The sequence below is a fragment of the Paenibacillus sp. FSL K6-2524 genome (assembly GCF_038005525.1).
In the GTDB taxonomy this organism is placed as follows: domain Bacteria; phylum Bacillota; class Bacilli; order Paenibacillales; family Paenibacillaceae; genus Fontibacillus; species Fontibacillus anaericanus.
The window spans coordinates 2,731,593-2,750,389 of the sequence record NZ_JBBOSP010000001.1 but is presented as its reverse complement, the minus strand read 5'-3'; the positions used below and the strand labels follow the sequence as shown (position 1 = coordinate 2,750,389).

Sequence of the window (18,797 nt, the reverse complement as noted above, 5' to 3'; positions counted from 1 at the left end):
GATTAATCGGATTTACGGCCTGGGCATCATAATTAATAATTAAGCCAGCATGACCGCTTCCGGTACAATATTACCTTTAATATACCACGTCATCGGGTCAGTAATCTCTACTTTGACGAAGGTTCCGATTAAATCACTACTTCCTTCAAAGTGAACCAGCTTATTACTGCGAGTACGACCTGCGAGTACATTTGAGTTATTCTTACTTTCTCCCTCAACCAGCACTTCAACGATTTGTCCCTGTACCCCATCATTACTCTTCCGGCTATATTGATTGATCGTCTCATTCAACCGCTGAAGACGTTCCTTCTTAGCTTCCATAGGTACGTTATCTTCCATTACTGCTGCAGGTGTACCCTCACGCGGTGAGTAAATATAAGAATAAGCAAAATCGAAACCGACTTCTTGTACTAGGGACAATGTATCTGCAAATTGTTCTTCGGTCTCCCCTGGGAAGCCGACAATGATGTCCGTCGTTAACACTACATTAGGAATTGCTGCCTTGATTCTTGACACAAGATTCAGATAATGTTCCCGTGTATACTTGCGGCTCATACGTTTCAGCACCTCAGTACTACCTGATTGTACCGGTAGATGAATATGCTCTACGAGGTTACCCCCTTTAGCCAACACCTCAATCAAATGATCATCAAAATCACGTGGATGTGAGGTCATGAAACGGACACGCGGGATATCGATCTTGCGAATATCATCCATTAGATCAGCGAACAAGTACTGAATATCTGTAAAATCCTTACCGTACGCATTGACATTCTGACCAAGCAAGGTAATTTCCTTGAATCCTTGACGCGCCAATTCCCTTACCTCGGCGATCACATCTTCAGGTCGACGGCTGCGTTCCTTACCACGAGTAAATGGAACAATACAATATGTACAGAACTTATCGCAGCCATACATAATGTTAACCCATGCACGCATGCCTTCACGTTTCTTCGGCAAATTCTCAATGATATCGCCTTCTTTGGACCATACTTCAACAACCAATTCCTTACTAAATAATGCCCCTTGGATTAGTTGCGGTAGACGATGCAGATTATGCGTTCCGAAGATCATATCGACGAATGAATGCTTCTGCAGTATCCGATTCACAACACTTTCTTCTTGTGACATGCATCCGCATACCCCAAGTAACAAACCTGGCTTCTCTGTCTTCAATACTTTTAGATGACCCAGTTCGCCAAACACCTTGTCTTCTGCGTTCTCCCGAATCGCACAAGTATTAAGCAGGATAATATCCGCCTCTTTGCGATCTTCTGTAGACTGATAGCCCATTTGTTCTAGTAGACCCTTCATTGTCTCCGTATCATGCTCATTCATCTGACAACCATAGGTCGCTATAGAATAATAATGTTGACGTTGAAGGTTCATTTGTCTAAATTGTTCCATCAGTTCGTGAGTATCGGTATCTTCGAAGTTAATCACTTCAATTTCTTGCTTCCCTCTTCGTTTACCCTCTTTGTAATCCGGGTTCGAATTGATTTGTACCGTACGTCCCTTAATCCGATAAGTGGTCTTGCCGTCTTCTTCTGAGATTACTTTTGCATCCGAAAAATCAAAATACTTGGAGTAATCCTTCGAACCCTTGCCGGATTTTAAGTCCGGTGAGTTTGGGTTCTCCTTAGTCATATTTGTTCACGTCCTTTATGTGATAGAGCTCTGCAATTTTGTACTTTGCTAATATAAAATTATAACATAAGGCTTTGACGCAATCCATGTATTACAAATTTTAAAATACTGTCCCTATATATAGAAAGGCAATCGGCACCACTTTTCATGGTATAATTTTCGAGACTATTTTAAATATATAGGGAAGATGTGGTCCGTTTGATTACAGTAGTAAGTTGTCTGATTATACATAACAATAAAGTTCTAATGATTCAAGAAGGCAAAGATCACATATACGGATTATGGAATCTCCCAGGTGGTAGATTAGAAAATAATGAAAGATTAGCTGACGCTGTTGTGAGAGAGGTTGCTGAAGAAACAGGGTATCAGATTACCCTCTCTGGATTAACCGGTATTTATAATTTTGTTAGCGAAGCAGATACACAAGTTATCATGTTTGGCTTCACTGGTGATGTTATAGGCGGAGATCTAAAATTTGATAATGAGGAAATAGTAAATGCAAAATGGTTGTCCCCTCATGAAATTGCTGAATTGAGCGATGATGAACTGCGCAATGGCAAACTTATCAGAAAGATCATTAAGGATGTTAACAATAATTGCACAGTATCTCTTGATGTCATTCATGATCTAATTTAATTATTTATGCAGTAAAAAAGAGCTGTCCCTTCAGTAGAGTTTTCTACTTTGGGGGCAGCTCTTTTGATGTCTATATAGGGGCACGTCGAGATACTCAACTATTGATAATTAGAAACCTTTGTATTGAGGCTCCTCATTTTCTAGTTGTTGTACCCGGCTCTCCACCTGCGTTACGATTTGTTGTGTTTGTTCGGCACAATTCGTAAACATAGTTTTTGCCTCTTTATTTTCTGTACCAAGTGCGAAGGTCTCAAGACTCGCTTGAGCACTTTTTAATGATGCCAACGTCGTTTTAACTTGGGATGCTACTGTCAAAAATATCACCACCTTTTGTTTTTAGGGATCTTTTCTTGCGCACTATAATTTGTCCTGCTATTTCATAAAAGATTCAACTTCACTATTTCCATTTTTTATTTTAGTAAAAAACATGAGATATGCGCACAATTGGATTACTCGTATGTTAAAAGTTCTAATCGAAAGGAGTATGGACATGCCGCAATGGCTAGAAGTTATTATTCGAACATTGGTTTCTGTTGTTGTCTTATTCGGTCTAACCCGCCTTCTAGGGAAAAGACAAATATCCCAGTTGTCGTTCTTTGAATATATCACAGGGATAACCCTCGGCAGCATTACTGCTTACGTATCCATTGACATCAATACAGATTGGTACCTTGGACTGATCTCTATGGGCGTGTGGGTACTTGTCTCCCTTGGTATTGAAATTCTACAAATGAAAAGTAAGAAAGCTAGAAACTTGATTGACAGTAAGGGGACCGTACTGATTAAAGATGGCAAAATCCTCGAGGATAATCTGAAAAAGGAACGTCTGACGAATGAAGATTTACTTGAGCAGCTTCGGAAAAAGAGTATTTTCAAAGCCGCTGAAGTAGAATTTGCCGTCATGGAGCCAGATGGAGAAATTAATGCATTACTCAAAAATGAATATCAACCCCTAACACCTTCTCACCTTGGTATTAAAGTATCCCCAGAACCTGAACCGCAGGCCGTTATTCTGGATGGAGAAATTATGGATGAACCACTTTCAACATTGAAATTAAACAGACAATGGCTCAATACCGAATTAGAAAAAATAGGCGTCTCATTAGACAATGTCTATCTTGCCCAAGTTGACGGATACGGTCAATTATTTGTCGATTTGTACGATGATCTCGTTCAAGTTCCCGAACCCCAAGTAAAAGCATCCTTGTTAGCGCAAATCAAAAAGTGTGAGGCTGATCTCGAAATGTTCGCCCTCTCAACACAAGATCCCGCCGTCAAAGCGATGTATGGGACTTGCTCTACAAAGCTGCAACAAGTAATTGATGAAGTTAAGCCCATATTGTCACAATAGGAGGCCTGAGCATGTCAAACAAGAAGAGCAAGAAACTCACTCCAACACAACAACAATACCAACGATTGGCCAGTTCACGTGAGCCAAAACGACCTGTAGCAGTCAATTGTCTCCGTGCTTTCTTATCCGGCGGATTCATTTGTCTGCTGGGAGAGTGCATTCGCAAGGCTTTCATAACTTACGGTGGCTTTACTGAGAAGACAGCATCCGACCCCACTGTTGCTGTTCTTATCATCTTGTCGGTTATACTGACCTGTCTAGGTGTATACGATAAAATCGCACAATGGGCCGGAGCTGGGTCTGCCGTTCCTGTCACGGGATTCGCCAACTCGATGGCGTCTTCTGCCATAGAGCACCGAGCTGAAGGTTTAGTTCTAGGCGTTGGCGCTGGTATGTTCCAACTAGCAGGCTCGGTTATCGTCTTTGGAACAGTGGCCGCATTTATCATTGGCTTGATTTATGCTCTATTCGTCCCGGGCTTTGCGGGAGGTGGCCACTAAGATGCTCAAAGGACATCAAAGCTGGATATTTGAGAAAAAGCCGAAAATTATAAGTACTGCAACAGTAGTTGGCCCATTTGAGGGTCAAGGACCACTGGCCAATGATTTCGATATCATCCATGGAGATTTGTATTTAGGACAGGATAGTTGGGAGAAAGCGGAGAGAGTACTCCTCGAAGAATCCACCCAATTAGCGATAGAAAAGGCAAGGTTAACTAAAGAACAGATCCAGTTTTACTTTGGTGGGGATCTGATGAATCAGATCATTAGTAGTAGCTTTGCTGCCCGGACGCTTAGCATCCCTTATATCGGCATGTTTGGTGCATGTTCGACGTCCATGGAAAGTTTGGCACTGGCATCTTTTATCGTCAACCACAATGGGGCCAAATATGCGTTAGCTGGAACTGGCAGTCATAATGCAAGCGTAGAGAAGCAATTCCGCTATCCTACGGAATATGGCTCACAAAAGCCCCCTACAGCACAATTTACGGTGACTGGCTCAGGAGCGGCTGTAGTGTCGCTTGAAGGAGAAGGACCCTCCGTAACTTCAGCTACTATAGGCCGGGTTATCGACATGGGAATTACCGACCCGTTTAATATGGGCGCAGCTATGGCACCTGCTGCAGTTGATACGATTGAGGCTCACTTTCGCGATCTACAAATCAAGCCTTCCCATTATGATCTGATTGTGACAGGAGACTTATCTAAAGTCGGGTATGAAATCGCCGAGGATTTACTCAAAAGACATCACATTCCGATGGAGGAAACCACCTATAAAGATTGTGGAATGATGATCTACGATTATAACAAACAAAAAGTTCAGTCCGGCGCAAGTGGCTGCGGCTGTTCTGCAGTCGTCACTTACGGACATCTATTAAACCGGATTCGTAAGGGCGATCTGAAGCGAATCCTAGTCGTCGCAACAGGCGCCTTGCTCTCCCCCATATCATTCCAACAAGGTGAGAGTATTCCTTGTATCGCTCATGCAGTCTCCATTGAGCGGTGAGCACGCTTAACGCATTTGCATATAAACAAAAAGAGACGAGGATATAAATCCTCGTCTCTTTCGTTATTAAACTTATTATTCTACGATTTCAGCTGTATCGCCATTGTTAGCACCGGCAGCATTCGCTTCATCCGTATCAATATGCATATCCAAAGCGAAAGAATCAGAAACGCGGGCAACAACATTCTCTAATACTAATCCACGTTCGCCTCCAAGGCGAACTTTGAGCATTTGTTTATCTTGAATGCCCCATTTTGCTGCATCAGACGTATGGAAGTGAATGTGACGAGCGGCAATGATAACGCCTTGCTCCAATTGAACTTCACCTGCTGGTCCTTTTAGAAGGACACCTGGAGTTCCATCAATATTACCTGATTCACGAACTGGAGCTTTTACGCCGATTGCAAAAGAATCCGTACGGGAAATTTCAAGTTGTGATGATGGACGAGCTGGTCCCAAAATACGAACTTTGTCGAATTGTCCTTTTGGTCCAACGACAGCCACTGTTTCATTAGCAGCAAATTGTCCAGGTTGGGATAATGGTTTAAATTCTGTAAGCTGATAGCCTTGTCCAAACAAAGCTTCAATATGTTCCTGTGTCAAATGGATATGACGTGCAGAAACGCCGACTGGTACTGTTTTACTCATTTTTGCAAACACTCCTCGTATATTCTCTATGTCGATGACGATTCACATCAATCTCATTATACACCTAATGCACCTAAAATGAAAAAGGCATCCGCAATAAACGGACACCTTTTGCTAAATTATCTGAATTCTGCAACAAGATTGTCAAACTCACTCTCCGATAATACTAGTGGTTGACTAACCAGTGGCTCCTGACGGAAGCCATGGATGAGATCCTCGTAGCACTTACGCTCTTTGTTCTGATAGATAAGTCCGGTGATCATGCTCCCCGTCTCCATCAGCTTCGTCATAGCTCCCAGACGATTTGTTGGATCGTAATCTGGAATCGTGTCCAGATTGATGATATTCTCCTTGAACCAGTCGTACGTGTTGACTTTGTTGAAGGTGACGCAAGGGCTGAACACGTTGATGAACGAGAATCCCTCATGTTGTATCCCCTGCTCAATCAAAGAAGTCAATTGTTTCAGATCACTTGAGAAGGATTGGGCTACAAAGGTCGCTCCAGCCGAGAGAGCTATTTCCAGTGGTGCCAATGTGGATTCAATCGATCCTTCAGGTGTACTCTTCGTCTTGAAGCCCTCTCCACTACGTGGAGAAGTTTGGCCCTTAGTCAAGCCATATATCTGATTATCCATAACTATATACGTAATATTGACGTTACGGCGGATCGCATGGATAGTATGACCCATCCCAATCGCAAAACCATCCCCATCCCCACCAGAAGCGATAACCGTCAGATCACGGTTTGCAAGCTTAACTCCTTGTGCGATAGGTAGTGAACGCCCGTGAATTCCATGAAGGCCATATGCATTGATATAACCTGAGATCCGGCCCGAACAACCAATTCCTGAAATAACAGCTAGCCCATCAGGCTCTAATCCTACGTTAGCAGCAGCCCGTTGGATCGCAGCTTGGATAGAGAAATCTCCGCATCCAGGACACCAGTTAGGTTTGACATTGTTACGAAACTCTTTAAAGGTTGCCATTACTTAACCAACTCCTCCTGTGATTTATTATGCGCTGCCTTCATGCACTCGCTATAAATTTCCGAAGGAAGGAACGGATTACCATCATATTTAAGCACATTCACGATTTTGTCGTGATGACCAACGTTCATTTTGATCAAGTTAGCTAACTGACCCGTTGCATTGTTCTCCAAGACAAGTACTTTTTTGGCTTTTTCGATTTGTGGTAACACTTCATTGATTGGAAAAGGATGCAACAGCCGAACCGTCATGTGGTTAGTCTCGACCCCTTCTTCTTCCAAGCGTCGACGAGCTTCATCAATTGTGCCGCCCGTAGATCCCATACCGATAATTAGAATTTCTGGATCAAGATGTGGCGCCTGCAGATGTATCGGATCATTCACTTGTAACTTATTCAATTTGCGAAGGCGTTTATCCATCATTTTCTTGCGATTAGTTGGACTTTCTGAAGGACGACCAGACTCATCATGCTCGACACCAGTAACATGGTGTATCCCATTCTTCTCACCTGGAAGAACACGAGGCGATATGCCATTCTCAGTAACGGCATAACGGTTGAACATGCTCTTATCTTCGCGTTCAGGAATATCCTTAACAATATAACCGCGGTCAATATTTATTTTGTTATAATCCAGCATTTCGCAAGATTGTTTACCTAAGGAAAGTTGAAGATCCGTTACCAGAATGACAGGAACCTGATACTTCTCAGCCAAGTTAAACGCCTGAATCGTATCATAGAAGCATTCTTCAATGGAGCTTGGAGCAAGCACAATCTTTGGTATTTCGCCGTGTGTACCGTTGATCAACGCATTGATATCGCTTTGCTCTTGCTTTGTAGGAAGTCCTGTACTAGGACCACCGCGCTGTGTGTCAACAATAACGACTGGGGTCTCTGTCATACCTGCCAGACCAATTGCCTCCATCATCAGAGACAAACCAGGGCCAGCTGATGCTGTCATAGTCCGCACACCGGCATAACTTGATCCAATAGCCATCGTAATTGCAGCAATCTCATCTTCCGTTTGGATTACGGTTCCACCAAACTTCGGAAGTCTTTTAATTAAATATTCCATAATTTCTGTAGCAGGTGTAATCGGGTATGCACTCATAATCCGGCATCCCGCAGCAACTGAACCGAGTCCAATGGCGTCGTTACCGATCATGAACATCTTTGGTTTACCATCAGCCGGCTCAAGCTTGAAGCCTTCGATCGGTCCACCGGCAAGCTCAAGCACAAATTCTGCGCCACGTTTCACCGCTTCGATATTCCTCTCTACAATCGCTAATCCTTTACGACCAAATTCTTCTTGCACCGCTTTATTAAATACCTCAATCGGTAGACCCAGTAAGGCCCATGATGCACCGGAAGCGACCATATTCTTCATGAGTGAAGTACCGAGTTCTTCTGCAATGCTTGTAATCGGTACAGAGAATAGAGTAGCCTTTACACCTTCAGGTACAGTTGGACTAAACTTCGCATCTGCGACGATGACCCCACCGCTTCGAAGTTCACGTGCGTTTAAATCGATACTTTCTTGGTCAAAAGCGACTAGGATGTCCAAGTCGTCGGAAATTGCACGAATCGGCTTGGTACTAATCCGGATTTTGTTGTTTGTATGACCGCCTTTGATACGGGAAGAAAAATGTCGATAACCATATAAAAAATATCCCAATCTGTTCAAAGCCGTCGAAAAAATCCGATCTGTACTTTCAACGCCTTCCCCTTGCTGACCACCGATCTTCCAAGACAATTGACTAATCAAGATCGCCCACCCCTTTACTCGTATCGCGATAAAAGTAATAGAAATATAATGCCGCTAGAATATAGACTCATAAAAAAATCATTTTGTCTCCCTGTAATTGTGAACATTTTGTTTCTGAGTCATGTCAATTTTATGTCGGAAAACAATAAAAAGCAAGCGTTTTCTAGCCCCTTTTCATATAGTAGTTTTCGATCATACCGTTCTCGTAATGACATTGATTAAAGCGCTTTCTTTTGCTTAAGGGAGCCAAATTTTTAAAAATGAGACTGCATTTCCGTACAACCATTGCCTTACAAGGTTTTCTGGATAGTGTACGAGTAGTGTTTCTACCCATCTGGCATAATCTCCTGAATGCTTCAAATCGCTAAGATAAGTTTCGATACCATCAAAATCCGAACCGAACATCAACGTATGTTCACCACCAAGTGAACAGATATGTTCAATATGAAGCAATAAATCTTTGCTTGAGGGATGTTTTCCTTCTTTTACAAACCAAGGGACAAACGTCAGACCAATCCGGCCGTCTAACGAAATTATCGCTTTTATTTGCTCGTTTCGTAAGTTACGCGCATGAGCACAAACTTGATAGGCATTGGAATGCGACGCAATAAAGGGCCGCCCGGACTCTGTAGCGAGTTCGACCAGTTCCCAGAATCCCTTTTGTGATAGATGAGAAACGTCTAACGTAATCCCCAGCTCATTACAAACCTTAACTAGTTCCACACCCTGTGGTGTGAAGCCACCATTCCTTACTTCCATGATACCATCTGCAGCCCAATTAGAGAAATTCCATGTTAAGCCGAGAAATCGAACTCCACGCTCATAACACAACCGTACATAAAACATATTGGCTTCGAGGCCATCCGCCCCCTCAATAGAGAGAATCCCTCCCCTACCTCCCGTTTGCTCGAGCGACACTAGATCCTCCGCGGTACGAATAGGGCTGATTCCTTTTGTCACAACTTTCTGATGAAAAATATCGATTTGTTCCAATATATGTCCTATTTTAGGCTTACCAAGAGACTGTGATACAAAAATAGCGAAACACTGCAACATGACTCCTCCCTGAGTCATTGTCTTCAGCGAGACATCCAATTTACGATCTTCGCCGAAATCAAGCTTAGGATCAAGTTGCATTTTACATAGAGCATCACAGTGAAAATCTACTACCTTATACCCCATTTCTATCCCTCCTAGAAAAATAGGATTATTATGCCCCTGAACACAAAAAAACCTGTCTACAATCGTAAACAGGTATCATTGTCATTATTGAGTTCTTTATCTAGGTTCGACGATTAATTTCATTGCCGTACGATCCTCACCATCAATCACAATATCAGTAAATGCCGGAATGCAAATCAAATCGACTCCACTTGGCGCTACAAATCCTCGAGCGATCGCTACTGCTTTGATGGCTTGGTTAAGAGCGCCAGCCCCGATAGCCTGAAGTTCGGCATTGCCACGTTCTCTTAACACCCCAGCTAACGCACCCGCAACGGAGTTGGGATTGGATTTTGCTGAAACTTTTAATACATCCATAGTAAGTACCTCCCTGGGAATAATGGTTGAATTCCACTACTTAGAGCATATTCGGGAGTGTCAGATACATTCCTTATTTTTCCCAGAGGTACCGCAGGACTAATCCATTAACCACTCATCTTCGAGAATACGGATTTTTTGAATCTTCTTAGCACGTCCAGTAACATCATCCAAATCAACTAATACGGCATGGAATTGCCATTTACCTTCACACACTTGGAAGCGCACTGGCAACTGGGTTACAAACTTACGCAAGACAGCGTCCCGTTCCATTCCGAGCACACCTTCACGTGAACCGACCATACCAGCATCCGTTAAATAAGCAGTTCCCTGCGGCAAAATGACATCATCGTTACTCTGTACATGTGTATGTGTACCAACCACTAGGGAAGCACGGCCATCGAGATACCAACCCATGGATATTTTCTCCGAAGTCGCTTCAGCATGGAAGTCCACCAAGATATGTTTATGCTTTTTGGACAAGTTATCGATTATCTCATCTGCTGCACGAAATGGGTCATCAATCGCCGGTAGAAAAGTACGGCCCATCAGATTAACCACCGCTAGTTCTTTATTGTTGACCTTAATAATCGTATGACCCAGTCCTGGAGTCCCTGGTGGGAAGTTTGCCGGGCGAACCATCCGTGGTTCGTCATCAATGAAATCAAATATATCTCTGTTATCCCAAGTGTGGTTACCCATCGTTAAACCATGAATACCCATTTCAAAAAACTCTCTAGCAATAGCTCCAGTGATGCCTCGACCGCCTGCAGCATTCTCTCCATTAGCAATAATGATATGTGGGCTATATTTTGATTTCAAATAGGGAAGAGTTTCTTTCAATGCCTTACGTCCAGTATTACCAACAATATCTCCAATAAATAGTACTTTAATAATAATTACCTCCTCTTAAGTAGCACACCTATGGTAGCTTTTATTACCTTCGCAGCTACTATTAGCAAAATGAAAAAGCGGCCCTCAAAGGGGCCACTCTCATCATAACCTTTACTTTGCGTATTCAACCGCCCGTGTTTCGCGAATGACGGTAACCTTGATATGACCAGGATAATCCAGTTCACTTTCAATTGTCTTCGTGATGTCTCTAGCAAGACGGAATGCTTCCGCATCATCGATCTTGTCAGGTTGTACCATTACCCGAACCTCGCGGCCCGCTTGAATGGCAAACGACTTCTCAACGCCTTCGAACGATTCGGATATTTCTTCGAGTTTCTCCAACCGTCGGATATATGTTTCCAACGTTTCACGTCTCGCACCTGGTCTTGCTGCTGATAAAGCATCAGCTGCGCCGACCAACATGGCTATAACGGATGTGGCTTCACAGTCCCCGTGATGGGAAGCAATACTGTTGATAACCACCGGATGCTCTTTATACTTCTTAGCTAGTTCTACGCCGATTTCGACATGAGATCCTTCCACATCATGATCAAGCGCTTTACCGATGTCATGCAATAGACCAGCACGTTTAGCAAGTACAATGTCTTGACCTAGCTCAGCAGCCATCAATCCAGTCAGATACGCGACTTCCATCGAATGCTTCAGCACGTTTTGGCCATAGCTTGTCCGGAATTTGAGTCGCCCTAAGATCTTAATTAGATCCGGATGCAGCGCATGTACTCCAACTTCAAATGTAGCTTGCTCACCATATTCACGAATACGTTCATCCACTTCCCGACGAGACTTCTCAACCATCTCTTCAATCCGTGCCGGATGGATACGTCCGTCAGCCACCAATTTCTCCAGTGCTGTACGTGCGATTTCCCGACGAATTGGATCAAATCCCGACAAAATAACCGCTTCAGGTGTATCGTCGATAATAAGATCTATTCCAGTTAGAGTTTCTAGAGCTCGGATGTTACGGCCTTCGCGTCCGATAATCCGTCCCTTCATCTCTTCGTTCGGTAAGGTTACTACCGATACCGTAGTTTCCGCAACATGATCAGCTGCACAACGTTGAATTGCGAGCGTAATGATTTCACGGGCTTTCTTATCCGCTTCTTCTTTTGCCTGCTGTTCAATGTCTTTGATCAACTGTGCCGACTCGTGGCGAACTTCCTGCTCAACATTGTTCATGATAATGGTACGGGCATCTTCCATACTTAAATTCGAGATACGTTCCAATTCTTGAACCTGGCTCTTGTAAATCAGGTCAATTTGTTGCTGAGTTTCTTCAATTCGTTTCTCTTTGCCTGCCACTTGCTCTTCTTTTCGCTCAAGTGAATCTAATTTTTTATCCAGCGACTCTTCTTTTTGCAACAATCGTCTTTCCTGCCGTTGAGTTTCATTTCGACGTTCACGAATGTCTTTATCAGCTTCAGTTCTGAGCCTATGAATCTCATCTTTGGCTTCCAGAACCGTTTCTTTTTTCAGTGCTTCTGCTTCTTTCTTTGCACCCTCCAAGATTTGACTTGCAGCATGCTCCGCACTGGAAATTTTAGCTTCCGCAAGAGATTTTCGAATAAAATACCCGACCACGAACCCCAAGAATAAAGCGGCTGCAACGAGAACGATCCAGATTACTGTATGCATCTGTTCACCTCCCCGCTGATTCCTCCAAGGTATTCCTTGGGATTGTTTCAATTGTAATTAACTTTCTCATTCATCATCATACTAAGAATCGATTATAGGCCGATTCAGGTAGGCTGTCCATGCAGCAGCATGGTCGTTCCGTTGAAAGATACGGAAGTGCAGACCTTCATGATTGGCGAACAGAATCTCTATAGAGCCATAATTTTGGAAGGAAAAAAGACTCCATTACATATAGATTCATATTCATTTTATTATTTGACGAAAGAAGTTGTCAAGCAAATGACAAGATAAGTCATCTTTTAGTTGTATTCCTCTTCCCAGTCCTCTTCCCCATTCACTCCATCTCGGCGACTTAACTCGCTTATCACCCTAGAAACCAGCCCTCCAGAGTATCCACGACGCATGAGAAACGTGCCGGTTTTTCGTCTTTTTTCTAGTGGCTCTCCCTTTGTTGCCTTCCACTTCTTAACGGCAATTTGTAATGCGCTGTCGAATTCATCTTCCTCGCTCACCTCATTCAGTGCTTCCTCAATGAGAGGCTTAGAGACCCCCTTCTGACGCAGTTCATGCCGGATCCACATCTTTCCCTTGCCTCGATTCTTAACACGCTGTCCGGCCCACTCCTGAGCGTATGCAGCGTCATCTACAAATCTCTCTCTAATAAGCCGCTCAAGAACTTTCTCTATCGTATCTTTGCTCCAGCCCTTTTCTCCTAGACGAACTCCAATTTCATGAGATGTACGAGGTTTCCGACTCAAATAGAGTAGTGCATCTGCATACCCTCTCTGCCGTTCGTCAGCCGACACGACTTCCTCGAGATCGCTTTTAGTAAATACAGCCCCTTGAATCATTCGATATTTAATCATTACATCTTCATGTACATCTAGTGCATACTGACCAAAGAAGATTCGGTAGCGAAATTTAGGACGTTTTAGAAGCATAACAGAAGTGATCGTCAGATCTACATTATCCGGCATAGCCGATATTCCATTTTCTTCTTGACTCGGTTTCTCAATCGGCTGGTCCCAAGACCTCTCATCGGAGATATCCACGACCTCACTAGCACGACTTTCTCCAGCCTTAGGTCTATCCTGTTGCTGCCTTTTCCCCCAACCGCCATGTCGATAATCCACTCTGTCCACTCCCTTGCATTTTAATGAAGTTAATTCCAATTAAGACCATAATATTCTGGATAACAAAAACGCTCTGCCCCGGCAAATACACCGGGTATCAGAGCGATCAACTACTTCTAATTTATTCGTCTTCGAGAAGTTCTTCCTCTTCCTTCAATGACTGCTCCAATTCACTATCAGAAGTCGGAGGAATCACTGTCGTTAAATTGCTACCCTCACGAACCTTCTGTTCAATTGCACTTGCTATTTCTGGATGATCTTTCAAATATTGTTTAGCATTCTCACGCCCTTGACCAAGCCGTTCTCCTGCATAAGAATACCAAGCACCACTCTTATCTACGATATCGAGTTCGACACCAATATCAACTATACTTCCTTCTCTGGAAATACCTTCACCATACATAATGTCAACTTCAGCCTGCTTGAATGGAGGAGCCACCTTGTTCTTCACGACCTTAATCCGTGTCCGGTTACCCACCATGTCATTGCCCATCTTAATCGCTTCAACTCTACGTACATCAAGACGAATTGTTGAATAGAACTTTAATGCCCGTCCCCCTGGAGTTGTCTCTGGGTTACCAAACATAACGCCAATTTTCTCACGCAACTGGTTAATAAAGATAGCGATTGTCTTCGACTTACTAATAGCACCAGACAATTTACGAAGTGCTTGAGACATCAATCTTGCTTGTAAACCAACGTGGGAATCTCCCATATCGCCTTCGATTTCAGCTTTAGGAACCAGTGCTGCCACGGAGTCAACAACAATAATGTCTACCGCTCCACTTCGTACCAGCGCTTCAGCGATTTCCAAGGCCTGTTCACCTGTATCCGGTTGGGATAACAGCAATTCATCAATATTCACGCCTAGCTTGCTTGCATAGGCAGGATCAAGTGCATGCTCTGCATCAATAAAGGCTGCTTGTCCCCCTGCTTTCTGAACTTCAGCGATGGCGTGCAATGCCACCGTCGTCTTACCGGATGATTCTGGCCCGTATACTTCAATAATCCGACCACGGGGAAAGCCCCCTATACCTAAAGCGATATCTAATGCCAACGCTCCACTGGGTACAACTTCCACTTGCATATGAGTGGATTCTCCGAGCTTCATAATCGAACCTTTACCGAATTGTTTTTCTATTTGACGAAGCGCCATATCCAGCGCTGCACGACGATCTGACATTCAACTCACATCCTTATCATGATTAATCTCTAAACTAATTGTATCTTGTTTCGATACGTTTGCCAAGCATTTTTTCGAACATACATTCGGGTGTTGTCACATCCCCCCCAAACCCTCCCTTGTCCTAAGGGAGGGCCCCAAGGGTTGCACCCTCTGGACTCCGGCTTTTAAGGAACTTTAGAGTTGTAGAGGCGCTCCTGATCGCTCTCCCCTTCGGGGATTCGCTTGATGTTGGCGCATGGCTCGCTTTTCCCCCTTCGGGTACGTCTTACTTTTCCTGCACCCATATTACCGTGAAAACCTTTTTTTAGAGACGATTCGAGGTACAGAGGCGCTCCTGATCGCTCTCCCCTTCGGGGATTCGCTTAATGTTGGCGCATGGCTCGCTTTTCCCCCTTCGGGGATGCGCTTGACGTTGGTGCGCGGCTCGCTTTTCTCCTTCGGGTACGCTCTTACAGATGTTCTCCTGCGTTGTAGAGACGTACTCTAACGCTAATATGCCACTACTTATTCGAGGCGACTGCCCCTTTAGGGATACATCTTCCTAAATGTATTAGTCATGCGGAACTGAACAGCCTTGTTTGCCTACTGTATTTAATAGTACGGCACCTCCCCTTCGTGGAAATATAGACTCATAACCATACTCAGTGCTTAATGAGAAAACAGATGTGTCGGCAACAGAAGTCATATAGCTACAAATTAATCTTCGCTTCTGTTTTTTAAGAATGTATAAGTTAAGCTAAAGAAAAAGTGACTGCGGAGATAGCGAAATGATTCTGAAGAAGCTAAAAGATTTCCTTGGGAAAGCTACATCGGAAGCATAAGCTTCGTTCGCCTTTGTCCCCGAATTTCTACCTCTATTACAATTCAATCAAGAAATTCGGGGACAACAGCGATCGTAAGAACATTTCGCTATCGTAGCCTACTCACAATCCACAGTTTTACTTATACAGACAACAAAAAAAGAACCGCAGCATAACTTGGTCAGTTAGCTACGGTTCTTCCGTGACTTGATTATACATCTAGCATATGTGACGCGCAAGAGAGGATTAATTGTGAACTTCGTTCTCCTTAAGCTGCTTCCACAAATGATAGAGAACCGTTTTGGCGGAGCGGATACGGATGGTATCGCGATTCCCCTTCAGGTTGAGCTCCATGACAAGTGTGTCGCCGCCTCTACGGGATATGGCGATGTAGACGAGACCAACTGGCTTCCGCTCAGAATAGCCAGGACCGGCCACACCGGTAATGGACAAGCCGAAGTCGGTATCTACAACCATACGCACTTGCTCGGCAAGCACACGGGCCGTCTCGGCGCTGACAGCACCAGGTGCGTCATCACCTTCCAACAAATCGTGTGGTACGTTAAGCAGCTTCTCTTTCATCGCATTGGAATAACATACAATCCCGCCTATAAACACAGTAGCACTACCCGGAATTGAGGTTATCGTCTCCATCAACATACCACCTGTGCAGCTCTCAGCGATACCAAGCGTGAGTCCCAGCTCTGTCATCATATCGATGATGACCTTCTCAATCGGAACGTCCTCGCTTGCGTAGAGATGATCTGACAGCCGAGCTGTGATTTCCTGTTCCATTGTATTCAGCTTTTCCTGCGCCTCGCTATCACTTTCCGCTTTTGTCGAAATACGGATCGTGACTTCACTTTCTTTAGCGTAGGGTGCTATCGTAGGATCGCTTTGGTTCTCAATTAGATCCATCAACTTGGTCTCGAGCAAAGATTCGCCAATACCAGCAAATTTGAGCATTTTAGAATATATCGGAGCCTCATTTGTCAGAACGTGTCCAAGAATCCAAGGTTTGGCCTGATTCTGAAACATTGGTTTCATCTCACTCGGAGGACCCGGGAGCACAATATAATACTTCCCATCTTCAGATAGGGCATTTCCCACGGCCAGTCCAGTCTCATTCGGTAGAGGTGTACCACCATCGATAGCTAACGCCTGACGACGATTGTTCTCAGTCATCGGAAGTGCGCGATCCTTAAAAAAACGATCTAAATTGTCCATAGCCATACGATCGATATGGAGAGACCTTCCGAGTACAGTAGCTAAGGCCTGCTTCGTAATGTCATCTTGAGTTGGTCCAATCCCACCGGTGAATATCATGAGATCAGCCCGAGAAGAAGCAAGACGCGTCGCCTCACAGAGCCGATTCATATTGTCGCCAACCACGGTCTGGAAATAGACATCAATTCCGAGAGAAGCCAGTTCTTGTGATAAATATTGTGCATTAGAATTTACGATCTGACCCAGTAATAGCTCTGTACCGACTGCAATAATTTCCGCTTTCATAATCTGCCATGTCTCCTTATACGGGCTATAAGGCAAAGCTGCTTTTAAAGTATCTTAAGCCTTAGAAAATGAGAACAGCCCTTTGTTTTTGACGAAATAGTCGATACCGGAATAGATCGTAATCAACACTGCAAACCATATAGCGATATCATCAAACGGAATATGTAACCATTCAAACGGGAAGTTGTTCAGTAGTAATGCCGAAATCGCGACAATCTGGGTAATTGTCTTCGCTTTCCCCCACTTACTGGCAGCAATAACAGAACCCTCTAATAGTGCCACCTCACGCAAACCCGTCACTGCAAATTCACGGCTGATAATAATGATGACCATCCAAGAATCAAGTTTTCCCATAGATACGAGCGCAACCAATACTGCCGCAACCAACAGTTTGTCAGCCAGTGGATCGAGTAGCTTACCTAGATTAGTGACCATATTTCGCTTACGAGCAATATAACCATCTATACCGTCCGTACTAGCAGCAATAATGAACAGTAGTGCACCAATCAATTGGTTGAGTGGGAGGTGATAATCTCCTAAAATGATTTCACGAGTCCACCACCCATAATCCAGAAGCAGGGCTACTAACATTAATGGAATCATAAAAATACGCGCAAGCGTAATACGATTAGGCAGATTCAGATTCACAGAACACCCTCCCCTGATAATTCATGAGTACGAATACCTTGTACCTGTGATACTTCATTACTCTCTGAGAGACACTTTTTCATGTAAACATCTCCATCAATCTTGTGAGCCAGGGTCAGTTGACTCCCTAGTCTTGTGCTCTTCACTCTTTCTGTCATGAGTCCCATCCCCCAGTAATTAGAACAACGTTTCCTCTATTTTCCCCTACAAGTATAATATTTAGAAACAGGCCCTGTCAAAAAGAAAGAAAGGTCCCTCGCAAAGTGCTCTACGCCGCGGGAGACCAAACCTAATACTACACTATTTAAAGTTGTTGAACTGCAAATCAACTGACAAATCAGCTTTACGAAGTAACTGCATAATTTCTTGCAGGTCGTCTTTACTTTTACCGGTCACCCGGATGGAATCACCTTGAATCTGGCTTTTGACTTTCAGCTTTGAATCGCGAATTAGAATGTTAATTTTCTTCGCATTCTCCTGATCGATACCTGTCTTCAAGTTGATACGCTGGCGCACAGAACCTAGAGATGCCGGTTCGATTTTGCCATAGTCCAAATTTTTAATCGGCAATCCCCGTTTGATCATTTTAGACTGCAAAATGTCGATAACTGCATTCAATTTGTATTCATCATCTGAGGTGATAACCAATACATCTTTTTCGATCTTAAGTTCACTTTTACTGCCTTTGAAGTCAAATCGATTAGCGATTTCTCGTTCCGTCTGATCAATAGCATTAGCTAATTCCTGCATATCCATTTTTGAAACGATATCATATGAGCTTTCTGATGCCATACTTCACAATCCCTTCCTTATTCCTATATACATTAATTATATGACGGATGGTCAAGCCCTGTCCACTTAGCTTGATCCTCAAATTAATTAGTAAGCTAACTCC

The 18,797-nt window shown here is 43.7% G+C and carries 19 protein-coding genes; 4 read left to right on the top strand and 15 right to left on the bottom strand.

Features of this window, described 5'->3' with window-relative positions; genetic code table 11:
* Window positions 1–39 precede the first annotated feature (39 nt).
* The gene (gene miaB / locus NST85_RS12385) at window positions 40–1,647 is read right to left on the bottom strand and encodes a tRNA (N6-isopentenyl adenosine(37)-C2)-methylthiotransferase MiaB (protein WP_341189433.1); all 1,608 of its coding nucleotides are present in this window, start codon (window positions 1,645–1,647) and stop codon (window positions 40–42) included.
* A gap of 189 nt (window positions 1,648–1,836) precedes the next feature.
* Here miaB and NST85_RS12380 point away from each other — a divergent pair, with 189 nt between their 5' ends.
* The gene (locus tag NST85_RS12380; protein WP_341189432.1) at window positions 1,837–2,283 is read left to right on the top strand and encodes an NUDIX hydrolase; all 447 of its coding nucleotides are present in this window, start codon (window positions 1,837–1,839) and stop codon (window positions 2,281–2,283) included.
* Between the two features lie 108 nt (window positions 2,284–2,391).
* Here NST85_RS12380 and NST85_RS12375 read toward each other — a convergent pair whose 3' ends face one another.
* Window positions 2,392–2,598: a DUF1657 domain-containing protein gene (locus NST85_RS12375; protein ID WP_127191708.1), complete on the bottom strand. Its 207-nt coding sequence runs from the start codon at window positions 2,596–2,598 to the stop codon at window positions 2,392–2,394.
* 175 nt (window positions 2,599–2,773) lie between these two features.
* Here NST85_RS12375 and NST85_RS12370 point away from each other — a divergent pair, with 175 nt between their 5' ends.
* The 3 genes from NST85_RS12370 to spoVAD are packed head-to-tail and all read left to right on the top strand — an operon-like array spanning window position 2,774 to window position 5,140.
* A complete protein-coding gene (locus NST85_RS12370) occupies window positions 2,774–3,634 on the top strand; it encodes a DUF421 domain-containing protein (protein ID WP_307399679.1) in 861 nt (286 codons plus the stop codon).
* An 11-nt stretch (window positions 3,635–3,645) separates the two neighbouring features.
* On the top strand, window positions 3,646–4,134 hold the full coding sequence (gene spoVAC / locus NST85_RS12365; RefSeq protein ID WP_127191710.1) for a stage V sporulation protein AC: 489 nt from the start codon (window positions 3,646–3,648) through the stop codon (window positions 4,132–4,134).
* 1 nt (window position 4,135) lies between these two features.
* Window positions 4,136–5,140, top strand: coding sequence for a stage V sporulation protein AD (gene spoVAD / locus NST85_RS12360; protein ID WP_341189431.1), 1,005 nt, complete (start codon window positions 4,136–4,138; stop codon window positions 5,138–5,140).
* A gap of 75 nt (window positions 5,141–5,215) precedes the next feature.
* Here spoVAD and pduL read toward each other — a convergent pair whose 3' ends face one another.
* The 13 genes from pduL to NST85_RS12295 all read right to left on the bottom strand — a co-directional run bounded on the left by pduL (window position 5,216) and on the right by NST85_RS12295 (window position 18,694).
* Window positions 5,216–5,788 carry a phosphate propanoyltransferase gene (gene pduL, locus NST85_RS12355; protein WP_307399684.1) on the bottom strand — a complete coding sequence of 191 codons (573 nt, stop codon included), beginning with the start codon at window positions 5,786–5,788 and terminating at the stop codon, window positions 5,216–5,218.
* Between the two features lie 119 nt (window positions 5,789–5,907).
* Window positions 5,908–6,774, bottom strand: coding sequence for a 2-oxoacid:ferredoxin oxidoreductase subunit beta (locus NST85_RS12350; protein WP_341189430.1), 867 nt, complete (start codon window positions 6,772–6,774; stop codon window positions 5,908–5,910).
* A complete protein-coding gene (locus NST85_RS12345) occupies window positions 6,774–8,537 on the bottom strand; it encodes a 2-oxoacid:acceptor oxidoreductase subunit alpha (RefSeq protein WP_341189429.1) in 1,764 nt (587 codons plus the stop codon). Before NST85_RS12345 ends, NST85_RS12350 begins: the two co-directional genes overlap by 1 nt.
* Window positions 8,538–8,774: 237 nt before the next feature.
* On the bottom strand, window positions 8,775–9,719 hold the full coding sequence (locus NST85_RS12340) for a dipeptidase (RefSeq protein WP_341189428.1): 945 nt from the start codon (window positions 9,717–9,719) through the stop codon (window positions 8,775–8,777).
* A gap of 96 nt (window positions 9,720–9,815) precedes the next feature.
* Window positions 9,816–10,076 carry a stage V sporulation protein S gene (locus tag NST85_RS12335; protein ID WP_127191716.1) on the bottom strand — a complete coding sequence of 87 codons (261 nt, stop codon included), beginning with the start codon at window positions 10,074–10,076 and terminating at the stop codon, window positions 9,816–9,818.
* Between the two features lie 99 nt (window positions 10,077–10,175).
* Window positions 10,176–10,970, bottom strand: a complete 795-nt coding sequence (locus NST85_RS12330; RefSeq protein WP_127191717.1) for a TIGR00282 family metallophosphoesterase — start codon at window positions 10,968–10,970, stop codon at window positions 10,176–10,178.
* A 111-nt stretch (window positions 10,971–11,081) separates the two neighbouring features.
* The gene (gene rny / locus NST85_RS12325; RefSeq protein ID WP_341189427.1) at window positions 11,082–12,623 is read right to left on the bottom strand and encodes a ribonuclease Y; all 1,542 of its coding nucleotides are present in this window, start codon (window positions 12,621–12,623) and stop codon (window positions 11,082–11,084) included.
* Between the two features lie 299 nt (window positions 12,624–12,922).
* Window positions 12,923–13,756 (bottom strand): regulatory protein RecX, encoded by an 834-nt coding sequence (locus NST85_RS12320; protein ID WP_341189426.1) that lies wholly within the window; start codon window positions 13,754–13,756, stop codon window positions 12,923–12,925.
* A 121-nt stretch (window positions 13,757–13,877) separates the two neighbouring features.
* Entirely contained in the window at window positions 13,878–14,939 is a 1,062-nt protein-coding gene (recA, locus tag NST85_RS12315) for a recombinase RecA (protein WP_127191719.1), read from the bottom strand.
* 1,049 nt (window positions 14,940–15,988) lie between these two features.
* Entirely contained in the window at window positions 15,989–17,254 is a 1,266-nt protein-coding gene (locus NST85_RS12310) for a competence/damage-inducible protein A (protein WP_341189425.1), read from the bottom strand.
* 54 nt (window positions 17,255–17,308) lie between these two features.
* Window positions 17,309–17,896, bottom strand: a complete 588-nt coding sequence (gene pgsA / locus NST85_RS12305; RefSeq protein ID WP_127191934.1) for a CDP-diacylglycerol--glycerol-3-phosphate 3-phosphatidyltransferase — start codon at window positions 17,894–17,896, stop codon at window positions 17,309–17,311.
* Window positions 17,897–17,898: 2 nt separating this feature from the next.
* Window positions 17,899–18,060 carry a hypothetical protein gene (locus NST85_RS12300; protein WP_341189424.1) on the bottom strand — a complete coding sequence of 54 codons (162 nt, stop codon included), beginning with the start codon at window positions 18,058–18,060 and terminating at the stop codon, window positions 17,899–17,901.
* Window positions 18,061–18,202: 142 nt separating this feature from the next.
* Complete coding sequence (locus tag NST85_RS12295) at window positions 18,203–18,694, bottom strand: YajQ family cyclic di-GMP-binding protein (RefSeq protein ID WP_127191721.1); 492 nt, start codon at window positions 18,692–18,694, stop codon at window positions 18,203–18,205.
* Between the last annotated feature and the right edge of the window lie 103 nt (window positions 18,695–18,797).

Bases quoted from the DNA above. Each gene is read 5' to 3' on its own strand.
- miaB (WP_341189433.1), bottom strand. From the start codon at position 1,647: ATGACTAAGGAGAACCCAAACTCACCGGACTTAAAATCCGGCAAGGGT.
- NST85_RS12370 (WP_307399679.1), top strand. From the start codon at position 2,774: ATGCCGCAATGGCTAGAAGTTATTATTCGAACATTGGTTTCTGTTGTT.
- spoVAC (WP_127191710.1), top strand. From the start codon at position 3,646: ATGTCAAACAAGAAGAGCAAGAAACTCACTCCAACACAACAACAATAC.
- spoVAD (WP_341189431.1), top strand. From the start codon at position 4,136: ATGCTCAAAGGACATCAAAGCTGGATATTTGAGAAAAAGCCGAAAATT.
- pduL (WP_307399684.1), bottom strand. From the start codon at position 5,788: ATGAGTAAAACAGTACCAGTCGGCGTTTCTGCACGTCATATCCATTTG.
- NST85_RS12350 (WP_341189430.1), bottom strand. From the start codon at position 6,774: ATGGCAACCTTTAAAGAGTTTCGTAACAATGTCAAACCTAACTGGTGT.
- NST85_RS12340 (WP_341189428.1), bottom strand. From the start codon at position 9,719: ATGGGGTATAAGGTAGTAGATTTTCACTGTGATGCTCTATGTAAAATG.
- NST85_RS12335 (WP_127191716.1), bottom strand. From the start codon at position 10,076: ATGGATGTATTAAAAGTTTCAGCAAAATCCAATCCCAACTCCGTTGCG.
- rny (WP_341189427.1), bottom strand. From the start codon at position 12,623: ATGCATACAGTAATCTGGATCGTTCTCGTTGCAGCCGCTTTATTCTTG.
- recA (WP_127191719.1), bottom strand. From the start codon at position 14,939: ATGTCAGATCGTCGTGCAGCGCTGGATATGGCGCTTCGTCAAATAGAA.
- NST85_RS12310 (WP_341189425.1), bottom strand. From the start codon at position 17,254: ATGAAAGCGGAAATTATTGCAGTCGGTACAGAGCTATTACTGGGTCAG.
- NST85_RS12300 (WP_341189424.1), bottom strand. From the start codon at position 18,060: ATGACAGAAAGAGTGAAGAGCACAAGACTAGGGAGTCAACTGACCCTG.
- NST85_RS12295 (WP_127191721.1), bottom strand. From the start codon at position 18,694: ATGGCATCAGAAAGCTCATATGATATCGTTTCAAAAATGGATATGCAG.